We start from the raw sequence: 20,878 nt of genomic DNA, 5'->3' as shown, positions 1-20,878 counted from the left end.
TATGAAAACAATCCATGCAAAAACCCTAGAAGAAGCGATCATCAAAGCCTCTTCAGAGCTGGGCTGTTCGGTGTTAGACTTGCAATATGAGATCATCCAAGCCCCCGCGCATGGTTTCTTGGGCTTTGGCAGAAAAGAAGCCATCATTGAGGTTTGTATCAAAGAAAAACCCAAGCCTCCACCCCCACCCCTACCTGTGTGCACTCCCAAAGCCACCCCCCTAGACGATAAAAATGACAAGGTAGCCGAGATCAAAGAGGAATTATGCACTCTTTTGAGCTATTTGCCCTACCAAATCGATCAAATCAAAGTGGAATTATGCGATTCCAACACGCTTTATATTGAGCTTAACGGACCCGATTCGGCGTTGGTAATTGGGGAAAAGGGGTATCGATTCAATGCCTTATCTTATCTGCTCTTTAATTGGATTCACCAAAAATACGGCTACAATGTCCGCCTAGAAGTGGCGCATTTCTTAAAAGATCAAGAGGAGATGATGGAGTCCTATTTGCAAGGCATTATCATGCAAATCCACGAAGTGGGCAAGGCACAGACCAAGCCCCTAGATGGCATGCTGATCCACATCGCCCTCAAACGCCTGCGCGAAACTTTCCCCAACAAACACATCACATGCCAAACCAATAGCAGTAATGAGCGTTTTGTTGTGATTAATGACTTCAAATAGCACTATTGCCGCCATTGCAACCACGCCCGGACAAGGTGCGATTGCCATTGTTAAAATGAGCGGTGCTTTGAGTTTGCCTATTTTACGCGCGCTCACGCATAGAGAGCATTTCACCCCCAGACTTGCCACGCTGGTGAGCATCCATGATTTACAGGGCGATCTGTTAGATACCTGCCTAGCCCTTTACTTCAAAGCCCCGCATAGCTACACGGGTGAGGAGGTCGTGGAAATCCAATGCCATGGGGGGATCGTGGTAACACGGCTTATTTTGCAAGCTTGTTTGGCGCAAGGTGCGTATTTGGCGCAAGCGGGCGAATTTAGCAAAAGGGCGTTTTTAAATGGGCGCTTGGATTTTTCCCAAGTGGAGGCACTAGCAAGACTCATTGAGGCTAAGAGCGAAAAAAGTGTTAAAATGATGGCCAAGCAACTCAAAGGTGCATTAAGAGACTTCGTACAAAGCACGCGCACCGCTCTTTTAGAGTTGCTGGCTAGTAGCGAGGTGTTGATCGATTATGCCGAGGAGGACTTACCCCTTAATTTGAGCGGCACCATGCAGGCAAAATTACAAGCCACCTTAGATCAATTACAAAGCACTTTAGAGATTTCCAAATCCCAAAGCACACGCTTGGAGGGCTATAAACTCTGCATTGTGGGTAAGCCCAATGTGGGCAAAAGTTCCTTTTTAAATGCTTTGCTCTTAGAGGAACGCGCTTTGGTGAGCCCAATAGCGGGCACCACAAGAGATACCATTGAGGAAATCATTAGCCTTTATGGGAGTTGTTTAAGAATCATTGACACGGCAGGCATCCGGCATGCCAGCGATGCAATCGAGTCTCTAGGGATTGCCAAGAGTTTAAAAAGCATGCAAGAGAGTGATATTATTTTAGCCCTTTTTGATCTCTCTGCTCCCCTAGATAGCCAAGATCAGCATATTTTAGAGCTTTTGGGGGCACAACAAGACAAAATAATAGGTGTGATTTTAAACAAAGATGATTGCCCCCAAGAGTTGGACACACAAGCCCTTTTAAATGCCCTACCCCCCAGCCTACCCCCACTCAAACTCAACACCAAGCAACCCTGCTTGCCCTTACTAAAAGACTTGCTAAAACCCCTCTTTGAAGAGGATAATCCCAATGAAAGCGTGATTCTAGCTAGTCTGACCCAGCAACAAGCCCTAGAGCAGACCACCATGCATTTAACAAGTGCCACCCACACGCTAGCAAGCCTAGAACTAGAGTTATTTTCCTACCACCTTAAAGATGCCCTAGAGAGTTTGGGGCAGATCACACAACCCTACCAAGTGGAGGAGTTGCTTAACACCCTCTTTTCTAGCTTTTGTCTGGGCAAGTGATCAAAATATCCAGCCATAATTAAAAAACACATTGAAATGGCTAGGACCCTCTTTGATGAGTAATGAGCCTTCTAAAAGACTGGTACTGATTCGGGCTTTAAGATTAATGGGGATTAAGGGAATAGCAACCCCTATGCTGTATTTGGAATGTTTGTAGCGGTAATTAAAGCCTGTGGCTACATCTAAGTTCCCGCTATTGGCAAAGGCGATGGTGTTGAGCGCATAGCCCTTCCACAACGCCCTAAGCCCGCCAAAAATCCCAAAGGAGCTCTTGAGCACCTTGAGTTTGCGGGTGTTTTTCTTATTCTTATAATGTTGGTGGGTGTAGGTGGTGGTGAAATCAAAGAGCATATCCACGCCCATGCCCAAAGCAACTTGGTTAATTCTTTTGATAAAGCCCGTCTTTTTGGAGAAATTGTAATTAAAAATGCCATAGTAGGAGAGCCCAAACCAGTTGGTCCAGTATTGTTGGTAACCGCCTTTGAGATTAAAGCCAACAATGGCAGCCTTGTTAGAGATGTTGGTAGAGGTCATGTTTTCTAAGGTTTTCATAAAGTTAGAGAGATAGGTCGGTGCGCTCATTTGGGCAATCTTGTCATAATTGATGGGGAGTTGACCAGCCTGCCCTAATTGCGACCACACTTTAGAGCCCACCCCAATCATGCCCGCTGCTGTGTAATCATTTGGTGCCATTTGATACCAAGCCCCATTGGGGATATTGCACTGCGCAGGGGGCGTGGCGGTGCAAGGACTCACTACATTTTGACTGAGATCAAATTTTTTTTGCCCCCCATTGTAATTAAAAGTCCCATTGGGGTAGGTCATGTTCCCATCATGGCTATAACCCATGACATGCCCGTATTCGTGCAAGATGGTGTCCATTGCCTCCGTAGTATTTTGGAAGGGACCAAAATTATAATCTGAGTTTTTAAAATTTAAAAGATAGGGCTTCACGCCAAAGACAGATGGACCCCCTAGCCCCACGACAGCCCCCGAATTAGGGCCAATAATACCAATGGCCACATTTGCTCCGCTAGTGTATTGGTCATAGACTTGTTTGTTGGTGAGTTTATACTGCTTTTGCCAGTCTTGCAAAGTCCCGTTAAAGTTTCTAGGGATGGCCACCGATTCGGCAAGGCCCCCATTATTCCCCGGCCCATTAGCGAAGTTAAATTGCGTGTTTAAAACCGCATTTTTAAACTCTTTTGAGCTGAACAGATAGCTTAAATTCAAAAAAGCACTGGTATAGCCCTTGGCATCTTCAACCGTGTTGAGACCCCAAGAACCACTAGCATCATTCCCATTCACATTTTGGAATCGGCCTTGGATATTGACCGTGATTTGCTCAAGTGCTTGGAGCATCCGGGTTGTCTCAGCATCTGAAGTTGCTGAGGAGGCGATGCTAAATTCTGATTGCGCATTCCCGCCATTTTGGGCGATCTTGGGGGCATAGCGCAGTTTGATCGCACTTTGGGTAAATTGGGGCAGGTTTTCAATGGTGGCGACTTGGACTTTTTGCCCATTGGGCAACTTCATTAAGACCGCAACATTTTTTAGGTTGTAGGCGGTCATGTTTTTGATTTGCAGGGCATTGTTGGCAACACCCACACTAATGGGCTTGAGCGTGCTAAAACGCACGGGTTGGAACTTGCTTTTGCCATCTATCCATTGCACATTTTCCGCCGTAAAAACCGGTGTGGCATTGCGCATGAATAATGCTGAGCAGATCACCCCCACCCCACTACAAGGGGACCTTTCTTCTAGATATTCGTGCGTTTCAATCAAGCCCGTCATCAAGCCACCCTCCACAAAGTAGCCATCTTTGGGGTGGGCAAAAATCTCTTCGCCCAAAAGACTCAGCAGACCCAAAAAACCTAAAGACCAATTTTTATGTGTATTCATGGGAAGACCTCCGGAAATCCATAAGCATTCAGCTTACTGGGGGAATTTTCAGATACAAGGTGGGGAGAAGAAACCTTTTGAATCTGGGCTAAAAGAGTAGCACCCATCGACATGGTTTCATTTAAAAAGCTTAGATGGCGGGTGAGCTCTAAGAGTAGTTCGAGCTGGAGACTTTGGGCTCTTTGGTGGTAGTGGGCATAGGCGCGCGCTTGATCGCGCTCATTTTGGGCACTTTGTAATTGTTGGGCTAGCTGGGTGTTAAGCTGGCTTAATTGGGTGCTTAGGCGCGTGCTGGGGAGTTCTTGATGCAGTTGTTCTAGGCGTTTTGAAAGTGGAGCAAGTTTGGCTTGTGAGTCTTGCTCTTGGGTAATCTGATCGTGTTCGAAATTTGCCTGCCTAGCTTGAGAGAGAGTCTGAAACTGCTTAAAATCACCTGCTAGCAAAGCCTTTTGCATGCGTTTGAGATGGGCATGGTGATTCTCTTGTTTTTCTATTTGTTGGAGCTTTTGGCAGATGAGCGCGCTTAAATGTGGTGCACTCAAAACCACGTGGGTATTTTCTAAAAGTTTTTGGGTTTTGCGGGCTTGATAGTGGTTGGAATCTGCAATGGTGGCGTTGCTAAAATCTAACCATGGGCATTCTTGTTGCCAGCGTGCCATTTGGGCATGTTCTAATTGGGCGTAACGTTGGCTTAGGGCTTGTAGCTGGTTTTGGTGGGCTTGCATGCGCTCTAGGTCGCCCTGCAAAGCAACGAGCATGGGTTCTAATTGGGGGAGTGTGCTAGCTTGCATGAATTCTTGAGTCTCTCTTAGGGACTGTTGGGCTTGTTTGAGGGTATCCACTTGGTTTTTGGCCAGTTCTAGTAAATGGGTGATGTGGTTTAACTGCTCTTGCATTTTAGCAATCATCGTGCCCTCATTAGCATTAGAAACCGCCAGCTTGGCATTAGCCGCCGTGTCTAGGGTGATCATAGCCGCCCCTTGCACCAATAAGGGCAATAGTAAGAGTAAAAATTTCATGCAAATTGATTCAAAATTGTGCCCAAATTAATCCCGTTTAAAATACTCTTGTCGTATTTGCCCTTGATTTTGAGCGCACCATTGATCAAAACTTCGCTACTAATGCCATGGATGATGGAGATTTTGGCTTCTAAGAAGGCGTTGAGTTGGTCGCAAAATTTGATCAAGCTCCCACACACGCTATTTAAATGGTCGTGATTGTGGTGTTCCCAAAATTCCGCATCACTGGATACAAAGATAATTTGTTGTGTTTGGGGGTCTTTGTAGCGGTTAGTAAATTCTTGTTGGGTAAAATAGCGTAAATCCGCCTCAAGGCTGGGGACATGTTGGTAGATTTCCTCCATTGCTTGGGCTTCTAGTTCTTTAAGGTAAGTATCTAAGCCTGCTACGCCATGCTTGATAGGGGAGATGATATCCCGGGTTAAAATCTCGGGCAAATCATGGAAAAGCCCGCCTAAAAAGTGATTGACTCGCATATTCTCACAAGCCTTTAGATCAAAACTGAGTAAAAAGGCGCAAAGGGCTACACAAAGGGTATGCCCCAGCACACTGGTAGCGGGCACGCGCGGGGTTTGAGTCCAGCGCTTTTGGAAGCGCAACTGCCCCAAGGTGGAGGCCAGCCATTCTAAATTAGAATCGGCAAATAAAGAGGCATGTTGCTTGAAGGTGTAATCTAGGGAATCCTTGATTTTTTGTAAGCCATGGGCTCTGGGATTGGCGCGGTTAAAATAATAGATCATGTCAAATTCCCACACCGAAACATAATCGTGTGCGGCCCTGAGCAACTGGTATTCGCGATCTTGAGGTGGGTGGCAAAGATAGTGGTGCATGCTAGAAAAGAGATCATAGCCCTGCACTTCTTCTTGCAACTCTTGTTGGACATAGTCGGCTAAAGCTTGGCGGTGATCTTTTAAAAGTTTGTGGTAAATGGGGGATTTAATGTCGGTGAGCACCACACGGCTTAAAAACTCAAAGCAAAAATAGGTGATAAGGCGATCGTAGTTGATGGGTTCTTTGGAATGCTTGGCAAGCAAAACCACCACCATGGCTTTATGGGCTTGCTTGTCAAGCTCGCTAAATTCAATCGGGCAGGCCTGATCGTTCCAACGGCAAATGGAAGCGGCCACAAACAAACGCCTCAATAACTTGGCGTTGAGGTGGGGTTTGTGGCTGTTATCCATCGCTTTAAAGGTATTTGGGCACAGACTGGCTAAGAAGGGTTTCTAATTTCTCATCAGCGGTTGGCTCACCGATGGCACTAAACTTCCACTCCCCATTGTGTTTGTAAAGCTTGCCTAAAATCATCGCCTCTTTGCCCGCAAAGGTGTTATCTTTGGCAACATTGTAGGTTGCAAAGATCGTATGTACACGATCGGGCGTGCCCTCATAGAGGCGGATACTGGCAAAGGGGATTTGATCAAAGTTAATGTGGGTGTAGGAGTTGAGCACAAAAACTAATTGTTCCACAGCGGGGTCTAGATTCTCTAGGGCGATGCTGATCACTTCATTATCCAGCCCATCATCTCCGCCCACATCGCCGGTGCGATCATCCCCACTATGCTGGATACCATTTGCCTTTTGCTTGCCAAAATACACGCAATCCACCAATTTTTGACCCGCAAAGAGGGCTACGCTCAAATCCAAATCCACCGCTTCAGTCTTGGTGTTGCCAAAAAAGCCTTTTTTGCTAATTGCCCCCCAGTTAGCCCCTACACAAAAAGATTTCAAAGAACTCCCATCTTCTTTTTTCAAAGAAACCTTTTGCCCTTTGACTAGACTAATCGCCATCAATCCTCCTAGACATTCACCCCAAATTGCTTACAAAAGCCAGCTAAACCTTCCTTAAAGCCCGTCCCCACAGCGGCAAACTTCCACTCTTCGCCATCTTTATAGACACGCCCAAAACTAATGGCTGTTTCTACTGAAAAATCTTCTTCTAGATCATAGCGCACAATTTCCTTACCATCGCTTTCATCGACTACACGCACAAAGGCATGCCTGACCATGCCAAAGTTTTGTTTGCGCGCATCGGCTTCATGGATAGTAACCACAACGTTAATTTCTTTCACATCACTAGAGACTTTGGCCAAATCAATTTTAATGGATTCGTCATCGCCCTCACCCTCACCGGTGCGGTTATCGCCCGTATGCACAACAGAACCATCTTTGCTGGTCAAATTATTGTAAAACACAAAATTTTTATCATCATTGACCTTACCGCTAGCATCGGTCAAAAACACGGAGGCATCTAGGTCAAAATCCACCCCTGTATCGCTAGCATTCACATCCCAGCCCAAACCAACAAGAATTTTGGACAAACCGGGTTTTTCCTTACTCAGCGAAACACGCCCACCTTTAACTAGACTAACTGACATCGTTGTTCCTTATAATTTAAGATAGGCAACCATTGTAGCATAAAGTCTATTTTTTTGGTTTGCAATGCCCCCCAAAGGTCAAGGCATCTGTTACTAATCCACCACAATAGGCATGATCAAGGTGCGAAATCCCCCCTTTTCGATCATAAAGGGCTCGTTTTTCTCATTGAGCAAGAGATCAAAAGTGGGGGTGCTTAGAGCATTGAGCGCATCTAAAAGGTAGCGCGCATGGGCATGCAAGATAAACCCATCTAGAGGTGTGCTGGTTTCCATAGAGGTTTCTGCGAAATTGTGGGGGGTTGTGCTCAGGCTGGCATTCTCACTTTGCATGGATTTGAACTCTACACGTTCGGGGTAAAAGGCGATTTGGATACTGGGGCTGAGGGTATGGACAATTTGGACCCCATCTTTGAAGTCTTGGGTTTTGAGTTCGACCTTGTGGGTAAATTCTTGGGGGATAATCTGTTGGTAATTGGGGTATTTCCCGCCAATGAGGCGTGTATAGAGCAATAGGGACTCGTTTTTGAAAAAAAGCATGGTTGATTTGCTGGAGGAACCAGCTGGGTCGGGTTTTTCATAGAACATGTCAAAATCGCCCTTTGAAAATAACTTCACTACTTCTAAGAGAGCGCGTTTGGGGAGGATAAATTCCAAGGCAGGATTTTCTTTGGCGGGCATGTGGTCTGGGTCAATTTGCACCAAAGAGAGTCGGCGGGTATCTGTAGCCACTAATTCCAAGCGTTCTTCAAAGACCAAGAGTGCCCCGCCAAATTCGTATTTGGGTTCATTGACACTGATTACATTGCTTAATTTTTTGAGCTGATCGCTTAGCGCCGTGTCGCTAAAGTGCAAAGAGGGGAGGTTTTCAGGCATGGGGAAGGGTGGGAAGTGGGTGCGATCAAAGAGAGGGAGCTTGAATTTGGAGCGCTTAAAACTCAAATGCACAAAATCCTCGCCCTCTTTAGCGTGTAAAACCAATTCACCCGATCCTAGTTTAGACACGATGTCTAAAAAATGCTTAGCATTGAGCGTGGCACTGCCTCCTTCCTCAATGGCCGTTGTGAGTTGCCAACTCAAGCCCATTTCTAGATCATTGGCTTCTAGACGCAAAGTTTCCCCTTGCGCTTCAATGAGCACATGGGAGGTGATGTTGCTCATGTCTTTTTTGTCGGTAAAGGCAATCAAACTTTTGAGCGCATCCTCCAAAAGCGTTTTTTCAATGACAATCTTCACACAAATCCTTTAAAAATAAAATGGGTGATCACACACCAAAACCAATATTCTTGGCCTGATCAAAATTCCCCTGCTTTTCTTTTTTGATCTCAACTAAAAAATCCTCTAAGCTAAAAAGGGGATTTGGGTAAGTCGCCACTTTGCATGCCGTGTTTTTCACAATCAGGGCAATTTGTCCCCCCGTGAGGGAGTGGCGCGCTAGGGTGTGGGCCAGACTCTCTAGGGTTTGGGTGGGTGCGTAAGGGGCGTGGCGGGGGAGGTATTTTTGCCATAGTTGTACGCGTTGCTCAAAGGTGGGGGGCTTAAATTCGATCTTGTGGTTAAAACGGCGTGAAAAGGCCACATCGAGGGTTTCTAATAAATTCGTGGTAGCGATGAGCACCCCTTCAAACTTTTCAATCTGGTGCAAAAAGATATTTTGCATTTGGTTGTGCATTTTGTCTGCTCCACTACTGGCAGTCGTGCGCGTACTCAAAAACTGATCGGCTTCATCTAAAAACAAAATCGGCGCGCTCTTGCACTGCTTGGCAATCTTGTGGTAATCATCAAAGATTTTACGTACATTTTTTTCTGATTCGCCCACATACATGGACAAAATCTTAGAACAATCAAAGCCCAAAACCTCTTTTTTAAGACTCTTGGCTAGGGCGAGCGCACTCATTGTCTTGCCCGTGCCCGGTGGGCCATAAAAAATAATCTTAGCCTCCACATCTTTATGCGACTTGTCCTCTTTAATGCCCCATTCTCTAAGCCGTTTTTGCATTTGGGGGTCAATTTGCTTTAATAAAACCTCTAGGGTTTCTTTGGTCTTTTGGCTCAAAACCACCTCATCTAAATTTGCTTTAGGCTCTAGGGCTTCAAAGATGTCATTATCTTTCAAAATGTGTTTGAGGGTGGGTACGCCCTTTGTGTGGGGGCTGGGCGAAGTGATTGCACTGAGCACCGACTCGTGTAAGAAAAATTGGCGCACCAATCCTTGTTCAAAAGGATCGAGCAACTCCTCAAAATCCATGATCTTTTTCTTGATCAAGGGGCTAGTGGGTGCTAAGAGTATGGCATTTTGGGCGCGCGTGCTCCCATCGGCACCTAGCAAGGTAAGCAAAATTTGGTGGTGGTTTAAAGGTTCGTCCTCTTTGCCATAATCCCTAGCATATTCGTCTTTGAGCAAAGCAAAAAAGATGATCTCCTCTTTGGGGCTTAGATTGTGTTTTTGGAGAAATTTTTGGACTGAGAGGGGGGTTTTGGTGAGTTTGTTGCGCGCGCTAATTTTGTGTTCTAAAAGCTGGAGTTGTTCTTGGATTTTGAAGCGGGCGGGAGAATGGGGTTTATTGGTTTGCATAGCGAGCTTTTGGAGCAATTCTATTTTTAAAAACCAATCGTTGAAGTAATCCAAATGATCGTCATAGGGGGTGATGTCTAAAAGCCCTTGTGCGCTATGCCCCTCTTGAGCCAATTTAAAAAAAGAGGTGCTCAAAGCAATGGAGCTTTCTAGCAACTCTAACAACAACACTTCCGATCGTCTGGATCGCTTCTCTAACACAATCCATTCTAAATCCAAGAGATTTTTAATGTGTTGCAAATAGGGCAGGGCTTCAATTTGGCGTGCCGCAAAAAGCATGTCTAGCAAGCTTACCACCTCTATGTCCCCATGCCCTTTTAAGTATTCTTGCGCCATGTATTGCAAAATCAACGCCTCTTGGGTGTGGCATTTGAGCGCATAAAAAATGCGTGCTTGCTGGACATCTTTAACTTGGATAAAATCCACAAAATAAGGTAGCGTCATGAAAAAGAGCTATCCTCTTTGCCCCGAGCGTGTAAGACAATGGGCGTGCCCAAAAAGCCAAACTTCTCCCTTAGAGTGTTGGTCAAATAACGCTTGTAGCTAAAGTGCAAGGCTTTGGGGCGATTCATCACCAAAGCAATTTGGGGCGGACAAGAGGCAAATTGGGTGCTGTAGTAAATGCGCACGATTTTGCCATGATCGCTGGGTAGGGGGTGTTTTTGGGTGGCTTGTGTGATAATTTGGTTGAGTGCGCTAGTGGGGATACGCTTTGAAAAATGGGCATGCACTTGTAAAATCTGATCCTTGATCTTTTCGATGTGGCGTTGTTCTAATGCACTGGCTGTGAGTGTGGGCGCATAGTGCAAGAACTTAAACTTGCGTTTGAAATCTTGCATGATTACCTCAAAGCGGGCATGGCGGACATCCCACTTATTAAACACCACCACCACGCCCAAGCGGTAGGTATCCACCAAAGAGGCAATTTTTTCATCTAATTCTACAAAGGGCGCGCTCACATCTAATACCAACAAAGCGATCTGGGATTTCTCCAACACTTTACGGGTGCGATCTAGAGCGAATTTTTCTAGCCCTAAAATCTTGCTTCTTTGGCGCAAACCAGCAGTATCCACAAAGCAGATCGCTTGGTCATGATGGGTGATGATCTGATCGACTGGGTCTATTGTGGTGCCCGGAGTGCTCGAAACCAAAGCGCGTTCTTGCTTGACCAGTGCATTTAAAAGCGCGCTCTTGCCGACATTGACCCGCCCAATGATCCCCACTTGGATCGCACCTGCCCCATCTGCGGGTTCTTGTGTTGCCTCTTGGGGGGTTAATTTGAGCAGGGCAGTTAGCAGGGTGTCTAACCCGCGCTTGTGGCTAGCCGAGATAAAAAACATCTCTTGTGCGCCTAGACTAACAAACTCATAACCCAGCAACTCTGTAGCTTGATTGTCTATTTTATTCACTACCAACCAACACGAACGTGCCCTTTGGCAGATTTCTAGGAATTGTCTTTTATCCTCTTCTTGGGGCAAGACCTTGCCATCAACCACATAGAGCACCAAATCACATGCTTTGAGGGCTTCTAGGTTCAAGGTCCTAATAGCACCTCCAAAGACATAGGAGTCATCAAACCCTCCAGTATCCCATAATTCAATGGTGCGCCCCCCCAACTCTATGATTTGTTTTTTAATATCCCGTGTTGTGCCCGCAATGGCTGAGGTGATCGCGCTCCGGTTTTTAACCAAGCAATTAAACAAAGAACTTTTACCCACATTGGGTCTGCCTAAAATGGCAACTTTAAGCATACAGACCCCGCATTGTATCTATCTGTTTAAGCATCAAGTTTTGCTAAAATCCCTATAATTTAAGACATGCTGGCTATTATAAGCTTTAAAACTTAAGAAGGGTTTTTGATGGATAAAATGTTTGGTCTCCCGCGCGTTGCCTCCTGTATTCTGCTATCTCTCATGGCAGGGGTGTTTGCGAGTTGCCAACCAGAGCCCCCCCCCACCCAAAACCAACACCAAAGCACAGTCCAAGAGCCCCCCAAACAAGAAGCCCGACAACTCCGTCCCCGCCCAATGGTAATCAAAATCCAGCCTAGGGGACCTAGCAAGGTAGTCTTTTCTCAAGAGGACTACTACCCTTTGAGCGGGCGCGATGTAGGCGTAGAGAAAAGCAATGGCAAGCTTTTTTTAGAGATTTACTCCTTCAAATTGCAAAAATTCATGCAAGGCGAGGTCTTCCCCACCAAGTTGCAAACCCAAATTTTTGCGCTCAATAACTCTTCCACACAGATCACCAATATAGAAGGACAAATCGACATCTACAAATACAGCCAAAAAAAGCAAAAGGTGGCTAATATCAATGCAATTTACCAACGCTACACCCTCACCCAAAAAACGCCCACGCGCTTTGAAATCGCTATCCAGGCCATACCTCCTTATTTTAATGTGAGCAACTGCCGTATCGTGATCCGAAAACAACTCATTGATACCTTTACCCATAGTCGTGAAGTGATGATCAATTTAGACTTCAAACGGGAATTGCGTAACAAAGCGGTATTTAATCTATTTTTAGAGTGTCCCAAATAGTGGCGACCCCTGAAAGATTTGAACTTCCGTTTCCACCTTGAAAGAGTGGTATCCTTGGCCACTAGATGAAGGGGTCGATTAGAGATCAAAATTTGGGGAGATGGCGGAACGGACGGGACTTGAACCCGCGACCCCCTGCGTGACAGGCAGGTATTCTAACCAGCTGAACTACCGCTCCAATGGTGGTCGCTATAAGACTCGAACTTATGACATCCACCTTGTAAGGGTGGCGCTCTACCAACTGAGCTAAGCGACCGCGTGGTGACTCCTAGGGGATTTGAACCCCTGTAACCACCGTGAAAGGGTGGTATCCTAACCACTAGATGAAGGAGCCTTTGGTGACCCGTGCTGGATTCGAACCAGCGGCCCATTCCTTAAAAGGGAATTGCTCTACCTGCTGAGCTAACGGGTCATTTGCACGCACGAAAGAGTAATATTACAATTTTTACAAAGCTTTGTCAAGACCCAAGATGCCCAATTGCTTTAAAGAGACGCTAACTTGGCTCATATCTTGCACACGGCATTGCTTGATCGCTGTGTGCCTACTTTTCGAGCCCTTTTATCCTGTTGGCTTATCCTGTTGGCTCTCAGATACTGGGTGAATTGGTGTAAGGCGTTTTTGTAACTTTTTCATCTTTTAAAGCCTTGTAGGCCTATGCCATAGTTGTAATCTTGTGGCTAGTACTTGTAAATAAGCCGCCCCGAGCACCCACCCCCCACCCCCGCGGGGCTATGGTTATTTTTCTTGCAATAACACCTCGCGCCAGTTGTGGGGGTGATCTTGCATGAGGGTTTGTAAATACTGGGCATGGCTGGGGTTGGAGCTAAAGATTGGCAAGTAAGGACCCAGAGAGTTTAGGCTAATATCGATGATGTTAGAACTCCCATCGCCCATGTTTTTGACTAAGATTTGGTGTGCATGCACGGGGGTATTTTCTAAGAAATGTTTTTCCATACTGCTGAGTTGAATCCCAAAATCCCGACTTAGAGCGGTGCTGTCCATGTTTTTTTGGGGGTAGAATAAAAGAGTGCCCATGTTTTTGACAAAACTTTGGGCGTTTTTAATGGTGTGTAGTTGGTTGATGTCCTGCAGGGCGAGCACCACCACGCCATTAGCCTTACGGGCTTGGGTGATCAAAGTGTTAATGTGTTCGTTGAGGACTTCATTTTGCGCATAACTTTTAAATTCATCCACAAAGAGCAAAAAGCCTTGATTGCGTTGCAAGGCTAGGTGGAAAATCTTATAAAAAATGTAGTAAGCCAATAGCCCTAAATCTTTGGGGTTGGGCGAGATGGCATCCATGTTAATGGTTGTGATGGGGGTTTTAAATTCTAGACTATCCTCAAGGGCGTTAAAAAGGGGATTGTTTAAGTAGGGCTCTAGACTTAAAGAGAGTTTGGGGGTGTGGGTTAGGGCTTCTTTAAAATCTTGGAGATTAAAACTTTGGGGTGGCAAAGTGGCATAGAGGCTTTTGAGGGCCTTTAAAATGGCGTTGTGTTCTTGAATGTCGGTTTGGTGGGGCGAGCTTAAGGGGACATTAAGCATAGCGGCATAAAAGGCGTGCAAAAAGTCTTGGTTTTGTTGGGAAAAGGGCAGGGATAAGGGGTTGATAGCAAATTGATCGCCAGAGTTGTAAGTCCCACCAAAATAATGTGTGTAAGAAAAGAGGCCGTAAGCGCGATCGAGGGCTAAGATGTTGAGGTCGGGGTATTTGAGCGCGCTCATCATCAAAAAGCCCATTAAGGTTGTCTTGCCCGCCCCCGTGGCACCGATGATCATGGTGTGCCCATTAGCCTTAAGTGTGCTGTGGGCTTGGTATCTGACCTCTTGGTTGTGGAAGTTAAACAAATAGGGCGAGTGATCCAAGTTTTTAAACACGCTTAATGGCATAGGCCCCCATGAGTTGCTTTTAAACCCCCGATTGGGTTTTTCAAACACGATGAGGCACGCTAGGGCTTGGGTACTTTGGTGGCGCAAACGGGGGTTGAGATTCAAACGCCCTGGAAAAAAGGAAAAGTAAGCGGGTTTGAGCCCCAAAGTTTCCACCACTGCGATCAAATGTTCGTTAGAGAGTAGGCTTAAAACCTCTTGGGTTTGCTGGTTGAGGATGTCTAAATTAGAGTTTTTAAGGATGATATTCAGGGTACATTTTTGCAAACAAAGCCGTTTGGCTTTGATGAGTTCATGGTAGTTTTGCAACTCGGCGCGCACAAGGGCACTCCAGCTCAAGCGGATTTTTTCTTGCACAAAGCTTAAGGATTCGGGCAAACCCAAAGGCTCGATAGAAAAGATAATTTCTAGTTCTTTTTCTTGGTGCAAGAGGGTGGAGAGGGCAATGGATGTGATGGTTTTGCTCCCATAGGCCTTTACCCCTAAGATACGCTTATAAGTGAGCGTACCATTGTGATCTTGGATGTAATAATCTTTGTGGAAGTGCAGATTGGTCGCAATGTAGCTATCTTCCAAAAAGCCCAAGCTAGGTTTAAGGGGCAAATCCACCCCATTGATGAAGCGGGCATAAAAATTGAGGGCTTGGGTGGAGCTTAGTTGGGTGGGCTTGAAGTCTTTGAGGGCATGGGTAATTTGGGCGATGTTTTGGGTGAGCAGAGAAACTTTATGGGCGTAGCTTTCTTGCGGGTGGCTTTTTTCTGTGGAAGTGGTGAGTTTTAATTTTTTCTTTTCAAAAAATCCCTTGATGGGGTTGGTGGTGGTTTCCAAAATAAGGTAATAGGTATTTTCATAAATGTCCTTGCTTTCAAAGTGGTTGATGATGGTTTGGGCATAGTGGTTGTTAAGTTGCTGGTTTTGCTGGAGTTGCACTTTTTGGCGTTGGGTATAGATTCTGAGCACCACGCCTTGGAGTTGTTCTAAGGCGTTTTTCTTGTGATCAAAATAGCTCTCCAAGTCCTTAGCAAGCATTGCCGTTGCGCTCAGGCCCTCAATTTGCAAAATCCCCACTAATTGCTCTTGTTTGGTGAGCAAAAAATGCGCATCGTATAAACCTAAAATATTATTTTCCTCCGCCAAAGAATAGACTTTAGGGAGCGCGCCTAAGAAAAGGTCTAGGGTTTTATCGCGTAAAAATTGCCATAACTCATTTAGCATGTGGCAGTTATCTAGGGTGTAGGAGACTCAAACAAGCACACCCTAACAATAGAAAATCTGCAAAATTAGTTATTCTTGGCTAAAGAAACTTTGGCAGGTGTGTTTTGCAAAGTGTTGTAAGCTTGTTGGAGTTGCCAAAGGGTTTGCATGCGATCGGGAATGTAGCTTTTATTCCAAGTTTTGGGGTCTAGGATATTCAAATGGTTTTGATTGACCTTATCCTCAAAGCTCAGTTTAGGATTTTCACCCGTACCTAAAATCTCTAAAGCCTCCTGAGGGCTAAGTTCAGTGCTCTGTAGAGAGAGTTGCTCAAAACCCTCATAAAGCTGGTTAAAATCCGCATTTTCTAGGCGTAAAAACGCACCCACATCGATCAGGGCTTCTCTTTCAGCTTCGCCTAAAATCCCATCGCTATAGGCTAAGACCAATAAAAATTCCACCAGCTTCACGCGTTTTTTATATTCGCCATGTGCTAGCTCTAAAAACTGGGTGCAAAGACTCTCTAGGCTTGGCATGTCTTCACTGGCATAAAGTTTTTTGAGGTCCTCTAAGTTTTTAGTCTCAGTGCCCATTTGGCTTAAATCTTTTAAGAAAATCTCCAATAGGGCATCAGAGAGGGCGTTAGCATTGACCTTGCGTCCAAATTGGGCTATCAATCTCACCACCACTCCCTGTTCGCTAGATTTCAAAATATCTAGAGGGTCGGGCAAGGTGTAAATCTCGGGGACTTTCTCCACAGGCTCTACGCTAGGGGTGGGGAAACTCTTTAAAGGATTTTTCAAATACTCCTGCAGGGTGTAATATAAGTAAATCAACACCACCGCTACACCCACAATTAAAATCACTTCCATACAATCATCCTCTTATCATAAATTGGCATCATCTTGTTTTTGGTGCGTTTTGCGGTAACTTCTCTCCGTTGTGGCTTGGATCAAGCGTCGCTTCTCCTCTTTCTGTTTATTTTTCAAATCCATTTGGCGTTCATAGCTTCTTTTGAGTTGCTGGATATAGTCTTCCCGCTTTTCTGGGGATTGGAAAGAAATGGGTTTGATGAGCAAAATAAAGGCTAGGAAGAAAAAAATCATCAAGGACAATTCACCCGAATCCTCTCCATTGAGCAAATACCAAGAGAGGCTGATGATGCTTGCAAAGATGATTTTTAATCCTGTTTTCAAGGGAACTCCTAGATAAAACTAAAGGGGTTCGCGTGTGTGTCTAAACCTAGGGTCTGCTTGTTGGTTTCGCCCAAAGCTAACAAGGCTAATTGGGGCAAGAATAAAAGACTGGTGTTGTCATGATCGCGTTGGTAGAGCTTGGAGGCTTTTTGTGCCAAAGTGTCGAGCATGTGGAATTGGCTAAGAGAGGTAGTGAGCAAAAAATCCACGCCTAGATCGATGGCCTCATAGCGGATACTGGCAGATTGCTTGAGGGCTAGAGGCGTATCAATTTCTAAAAGATGGGCATAGGACTGGGTGGCAAAAAGGGGCGTGTGGCATTTTAAAGAAAGCCGATCAAAGAGCGCATTGTAATGGGTGGGTTGTGCCAAATGGTAGCCCCCAAATAGAGCCGTGCTAAACCCGGTAAAAATGGAGTGGCTTGCAAAACCCTCTAGGTCTAAAAAATCTGTACTCAAAAGGTCGTTGAGATAGGCCATTTGTGCTTCTGGGTGGTATTGCAAACCATGGGGAGCTAGGATTTTTTGGATTTTCTCTTGCCATTCAGGGCTTTCATCGAGAATTTTTTTAGCATAAAGGGCATTGGCATAGGAATCTTCATCGCAAAATAAAAGTGTTGCACCGATCTGGTGGGCTAGGGCTAAATTGTAGCCCTGCGCGCCCAAAAACTTTTCTAAATCCCCAAAACGCCCCCAATACCCCCCATCAAAACAGCAAGTAAGCTCCACAAATTCCACTTTCAAACGGCTTAATAGAGCGCGCGTACTCTGCAAGAGGGGGGCACTATTAAAGAGTTTTTCATACCCATTAAAGATCAAAAAAGCAACTTGGGTACTAGGGGGGGTTTGTTTGGGTGGAAAGGCGTATTTTAAGGCTAAATTCTTGCCCACATGCGCCCATGTGTTGTTGGCAATGGGGCAGGCTGAGCCATGGGTTAGCATTTTTTGCAGATCATAGATGGCTTCATCAAGGCGATCACTGGGGGGGTAGAGATAGTTTTTGAGGCTCACAAAGTGCATCACGCCATACTTGTCATGGGCGATGCTTTGCAAGAAATCCCTAGCGCGGGTGGGGTAGCGATTCATCAGCCATCTAACATACAAGAAAAAGCCATCCCCATAGTAGCCCGCTTGCTTTTTGGGTGTGATGAAATTAATATTGGTGTATTTAGCCAACTCGCTCTGCTCGCTTGCAGTCAAAAAGGGCGCGCTTTGCAAGAAAGACTGGTATTGGCTTAGAATGGCAGTTTCATCCATGAGGAGGTCTTTAAGGGCATATTCAGCCGCTAAAGGCTCTAACACCCACTCAACAGAGAAGCGTTCTACTAACTCAGAGATGGGGAGATTCTCAAAAATGGCAACTTGGTTGATCTTAAGCCCCAAATGGGTTGCATCATAGCCAAAATCGGGGAAGGGGATGTGTTCGAGCACATCTTTTAAACGCCAATCAGGGAGATATTCTACGATGCAGAGCGGGTAGCTAGGGTTATACTGGTTTTTGGCATCAAAGCGGAACACCCGTATCTGCAATTTTAAAATACTCATTTAGGACCTTTATCTTGCAAGGACTGAATCGCTTGCTGGTTTCTAGGATCGGAGAGGAAGGCATCTTTGGAGCTTTGGAGTTGCTCGGTGGTGTTATCTGTAAAGAGCATGGAGGGGTCGCATCGGTTAAACAACACCACATTCGAGTCGTTCTTATCCTTGATGATGATTTGCACAATCCCACTGAGTGCGATCTTGACCGTGGTTTCGATATTGTCTCCCAAACCCGCCTCAAAACTAATTTCTGGGGTTTCTCTATAGATTTTCAGGCTTTCAAAGGTGTAGCCTGCCAGCACAAAGAGCACAAACGCCCCAAAACTCTCTAAAAGGTCTTGGGGCAAGAGGGGTTCAAAGCGCACCTTAGAGAGATCGCAAAAGATGCTAAAATTAACGCGGTTGTGGTGCAAAAAATACAGGCAATCCCGGCAGTGTTGGTCTGTCATGGTATTGTATTTTTGCAACAAATCCATTAAAGCAACCTTTCAAATTCCTCTAGCATTTTTTCCACCTCGCCCATGCCAATTTGCCAAAACTCCTGATGCCCGATGTCAAACCCAAACATCCCCACCAGTTCCTCTGGGCTTTGACTCCCACCCTTGCTTAAAAAGGTGGTGTAGGTCTCTACAAAGGCCTGTTTGTCTTTGGGGGTACTCTTTTGGCGGTAGAGTCCAAAGAGTGCCAAGACGAGTAATTGCCCGTAACTATAGGAGTAACAATAAAAGGGCGAATGGATAAAGTGGGGAATATAACTCCACCAACGGGCGTAATTCTTGCTGAGTTTCACGCTTTTGCCAAACATTTTGGCGTTTTCCTCTTGCCAAATCTGATCAAAGTCTTTGACCTTGAGTTCTTCCTCGGTAGCATGGATACGGCGTTCAAAATTGGTCATCACCACTTGCCTAAACATGGTGGAGAAAATATCCTCCAATTTGCCCGCATAAATGCCCCGCAATTCTTTTTTGTCCAAGTCTTTTTTGAGACTCTCAAAGAGCAACATCTCCCCAAATACCGAAGCGGTTTCAGAGGTTGTCAGCGGGGTATTGGTGTTCAGATAACCCACTTGTTTGCTGAGTTCTTGGTGGATCATGTGCCCAAACTCATGGGCGATGGTGAAAGCTGAACGCCGGTTGCCCGTAAAGTTGAGCAAAACATAGGGGTGTGCGCTGGGCACGGTACTATCGCTGAACGCCCCACCTCTTTTATCCGGTCTGGGGTGCGAATCGACCCAACCCCCATCAATGCCTTTTTTGACAATCTCATAAAATTTAGGTGAAAAGTCTTTGTAAGCCTTCAAAACAAGGTCTAAGGCTTCTTTGTAGCTAATGGGGGTTTCTTTGTCATTGATGGGGGCATAGCGATCGTAATCTTTGAGCTTGTAGCCCAAAATCTTAGCCTTGCTTTTGTAGTAACGATGTACCAAGCTATAATTGGCATTCACAATCTCTAGCATGCTATCCACGCTCTCTTGGGAGATTTGGTTACCCAAGTGCCTAAAGGTTTCGGGCTTATCATAGTGGCGTAATTTGGTATCAATATGCAAATCTTTGCGCACCATGTTAAGCACATAGGTGAGCACCAAGCTATTTTTTTTCAAAGACTTGGTTAGGGCTTTCTGGGCTTTTTTGCGCAACTTGCGGTTGGGATTGTGCAATTCGGCTAAAATTTCCTCCTCGCCGATCATTTTGTTTTCAAAGGGGATTTTTAGCGAAGTGATGACTTGATCGAAAAGCTTAGAAAAAGCATCCACGCCCACGCTAGAAGTGGCTAATAAAACTTTCTCTTCAGGCAGGCTCAACATGTGGGGCTTTTGGCGCAAGAGCAAGCGCAGGAAGTAGGCGTATTTGGGGGTTGCGCTAATAATCGCCTCTTGTTGTGTGTCCTCTAGGGCGCAAAACTCATTTTCAACAAACAGGAGATGTTGTGCCATATCCGCACAGATGAGCTGGTATTTGGAATAAAGATCACTGCGTTTGGAATCGCTAGCAAAGATCAAAAAGACATAGACCATTGCGCGCGAAATCCCTTCACTCAAGTTTTCATAATCTTCTAGCACCTTTTTAAAGGCGCCGGGTTCTAGCTTAGCAAAACTTTGGGCGTGTTTTTGCTCAAAGGTCTTGACTTTTTTATCCCACTCTTTCAAGTGCTTATCCAAGGCTTCTTGGTCTTTGAATAATGCGCTCAAATCCCAGTGGTGTTCTAAATCTTGGTTTTTTAAGGTTTTGTCCATTTCTTTGGTTTGGGTTTTAACATGGCTCACGGGGTACTCCTTATGGTGATTGAATTTGGGGGCTATTTTAGCATGGATTTTAGAGGTGTTGCTAACATAATCTAAGGATTTTACCACTTGCAATGGCAAACTCTACTTAAAGACGTGTTATAATCCCCCTAATATTTAAGACCAAAGGACGCAAGATGAAAGCAAGACAGGTTATTTTGTTGGGCATGTTTTCTAATATGGTGTTATTTGGGGCATGTAGCGTTTATGAGAATACCGATAGCTCCAAGAAACCTCCAGCCAGCAAACATATAGAAGAAAAAAAAGAGCTAGAAAAACCCAAAGAACACCCCCTCCCCAAGCCCCCTAAACCCAAAGAACCCGCTCCCAAACC

The 20,878-nt window shown here is 45.4% G+C and carries 17 protein-coding genes, 5 tRNA genes and 1 pseudogene; 4 read left to right on the top strand and 19 right to left on the bottom strand.

Features of this window, described 5'->3' with window-relative positions:
* Window position 1 precedes the first annotated feature (1 nt).
* Window positions 2–685 carry a Jag N-terminal domain-containing protein gene (locus EAO36_RS06400; RefSeq protein ID WP_120955863.1) on the top strand — a complete coding sequence of 228 codons (684 nt, stop codon included), beginning with the start codon at window positions 2–4 and terminating at the stop codon, window positions 683–685.
* The gene (mnmE, locus tag EAO36_RS06395; protein ID WP_120955862.1) at window positions 672–2,036 is read left to right on the top strand and encodes a tRNA uridine-5-carboxymethylaminomethyl(34) synthesis GTPase MnmE; all 1,365 of its coding nucleotides are present in this window, start codon (window positions 672–674) and stop codon (window positions 2,034–2,036) included. The genes EAO36_RS06400 and mnmE overlap by 14 nt, the downstream gene beginning before the upstream one ends.
* Here the strand turns inward: mnmE and EAO36_RS06390 are convergent, their stop codons facing one another.
* From EAO36_RS06390 to der, 8 genes are all read right to left on the bottom strand, one after another.
* Entirely contained in the window at window positions 2,037–3,938 is a 1,902-nt protein-coding gene (locus tag EAO36_RS06390; RefSeq protein WP_120955861.1) for a porin family protein, read from the bottom strand.
* Window positions 3,935–4,909, bottom strand: coding sequence for a hypothetical protein (locus EAO36_RS06385; RefSeq protein ID WP_120948658.1), 975 nt, complete (start codon window positions 4,907–4,909; stop codon window positions 3,935–3,937). Before EAO36_RS06385 ends, EAO36_RS06390 begins: the two co-directional genes overlap by 4 nt.
* Before the next feature lie 44 nt (window positions 4,910–4,953).
* Window positions 4,954–6,138, bottom strand: a complete 1,185-nt coding sequence (locus EAO36_RS06380) for an HD domain-containing protein (RefSeq protein WP_120948647.1) — start codon at window positions 6,136–6,138, stop codon at window positions 4,954–4,956.
* Between the two features lie 4 nt (window positions 6,139–6,142).
* Window positions 6,143–6,745 (bottom strand): TerD family protein, encoded by a 603-nt coding sequence (locus EAO36_RS06375; protein WP_120948648.1) that lies wholly within the window; start codon window positions 6,743–6,745, stop codon window positions 6,143–6,145.
* A gap of 8 nt (window positions 6,746–6,753) precedes the next feature.
* Window positions 6,754–7,332, bottom strand: coding sequence for a TerD family protein (locus EAO36_RS06370; RefSeq protein WP_120948649.1), 579 nt, complete (start codon window positions 7,330–7,332; stop codon window positions 6,754–6,756).
* 93 nt (window positions 7,333–7,425) lie between these two features.
* The gene (dnaN, locus tag EAO36_RS06365; RefSeq protein WP_185963013.1) at window positions 7,426–8,565 is read right to left on the bottom strand and encodes a DNA polymerase III subunit beta; all 1,140 of its coding nucleotides are present in this window, start codon (window positions 8,563–8,565) and stop codon (window positions 7,426–7,428) included.
* Window positions 8,566–8,593: 28 nt separating this feature from the next.
* The gene (locus EAO36_RS06360) at window positions 8,594–10,348 is read right to left on the bottom strand and encodes an ATP-binding protein (protein WP_120948651.1); all 1,755 of its coding nucleotides are present in this window, start codon (window positions 10,346–10,348) and stop codon (window positions 8,594–8,596) included.
* Window positions 10,345–11,655: a ribosome biogenesis GTPase Der gene (gene der, locus EAO36_RS06355; RefSeq protein WP_120955860.1), complete on the bottom strand. Its 1,311-nt coding sequence runs from the start codon at window positions 11,653–11,655 to the stop codon at window positions 10,345–10,347. The genes EAO36_RS06360 and der overlap by 4 nt, the downstream gene beginning before the upstream one ends.
* Window positions 11,656–11,763: 108 nt before the next feature.
* Between der and EAO36_RS06350 the strand changes: the two genes are divergently transcribed.
* Window positions 11,764–12,444, top strand: a complete 681-nt coding sequence (locus EAO36_RS06350) for a cell surface protein (RefSeq protein ID WP_235852298.1) — start codon at window positions 11,764–11,766, stop codon at window positions 12,442–12,444.
* Here the strand turns inward: EAO36_RS06350 and EAO36_RS06345 are convergent.
* The 11 genes from EAO36_RS06345 to EAO36_RS06295 all read right to left on the bottom strand — a co-directional run bounded on the left by EAO36_RS06345 (window position 12,445) and on the right by EAO36_RS06295 (window position 20,496).
* A tRNA-Glu gene (locus EAO36_RS06345) sits at window positions 12,445–12,520 on the bottom strand. It lies immediately after the preceding gene.
* A 25-nt stretch (window positions 12,521–12,545) separates the two neighbouring features.
* Window positions 12,546–12,622 (bottom strand) — tRNA-Asp (locus EAO36_RS06340).
* Window positions 12,623–12,624: 2 nt separating this feature from the next.
* Window positions 12,625–12,700 (bottom strand) — tRNA-Val (locus tag EAO36_RS06335).
* A 3-nt stretch (window positions 12,701–12,703) separates the two neighbouring features.
* Window positions 12,704–12,778 (bottom strand) — tRNA-Glu (locus EAO36_RS06330).
* A 2-nt stretch (window positions 12,779–12,780) separates the two neighbouring features.
* Window positions 12,781–12,856, bottom strand: a tRNA-Lys gene (locus EAO36_RS06325).
* 324 nt (window positions 12,857–13,180) lie between these two features.
* Complete coding sequence (locus tag EAO36_RS06320) at window positions 13,181–15,550, bottom strand: VirB4 family type IV secretion/conjugal transfer ATPase (RefSeq protein ID WP_120948653.1); 2,370 nt, start codon at window positions 15,548–15,550, stop codon at window positions 13,181–13,183.
* A 65-nt stretch (window positions 15,551–15,615) separates the two neighbouring features.
* Window positions 15,616–16,401, bottom strand: a complete 786-nt coding sequence (locus EAO36_RS06315) for a TerB family tellurite resistance protein (RefSeq protein WP_120948654.1) — start codon at window positions 16,399–16,401, stop codon at window positions 15,616–15,618.
* Between the two features lie 15 nt (window positions 16,402–16,416).
* Entirely contained in the window at window positions 16,417–16,725 is a 309-nt protein-coding gene (locus EAO36_RS06310) for a hypothetical protein (RefSeq protein WP_120948655.1), read from the bottom strand.
* 8 nt (window positions 16,726–16,733) lie between these two features.
* Window positions 16,734–18,269, bottom strand: coding sequence for a DUF5644 domain-containing protein (locus tag EAO36_RS06305; RefSeq protein ID WP_120948656.1), 1,536 nt, complete (start codon window positions 18,267–18,269; stop codon window positions 16,734–16,736).
* Window positions 18,266–18,739: a hypothetical protein gene (locus EAO36_RS06300; RefSeq protein WP_120948657.1), complete on the bottom strand. Its 474-nt coding sequence runs from the start codon at window positions 18,737–18,739 to the stop codon at window positions 18,266–18,268. The genes EAO36_RS06305 and EAO36_RS06300 overlap by 4 nt, the downstream gene beginning before the upstream one ends.
* Complete coding sequence (locus EAO36_RS06295) at window positions 18,739–20,496, bottom strand: M3 family oligoendopeptidase (protein ID WP_120948660.1); 1,758 nt, start codon at window positions 20,494–20,496, stop codon at window positions 18,739–18,741. Before EAO36_RS06295 ends, EAO36_RS06300 begins: the two co-directional genes overlap by 1 nt.
* A gap of 185 nt (window positions 20,497–20,681) precedes the next feature.
* Between EAO36_RS06295 and EAO36_RS06290 the strand changes: the two are divergent.
* Window positions 20,682–20,878, top strand: a pseudogene (locus EAO36_RS06290) (hypothetical protein); the annotation flags it as partial.

Origin of the sequence: Helicobacter mehlei, from assembly GCF_003660265.1 — a bacterium.
Taxonomy (GTDB): domain Bacteria; phylum Campylobacterota; class Campylobacteria; order Campylobacterales; family Helicobacteraceae; genus Helicobacter; species Helicobacter mehlei.
Note: the sequence above shows the minus strand (reverse complement) of the source record. Positions and strands in the feature narration are given on the sequence as shown.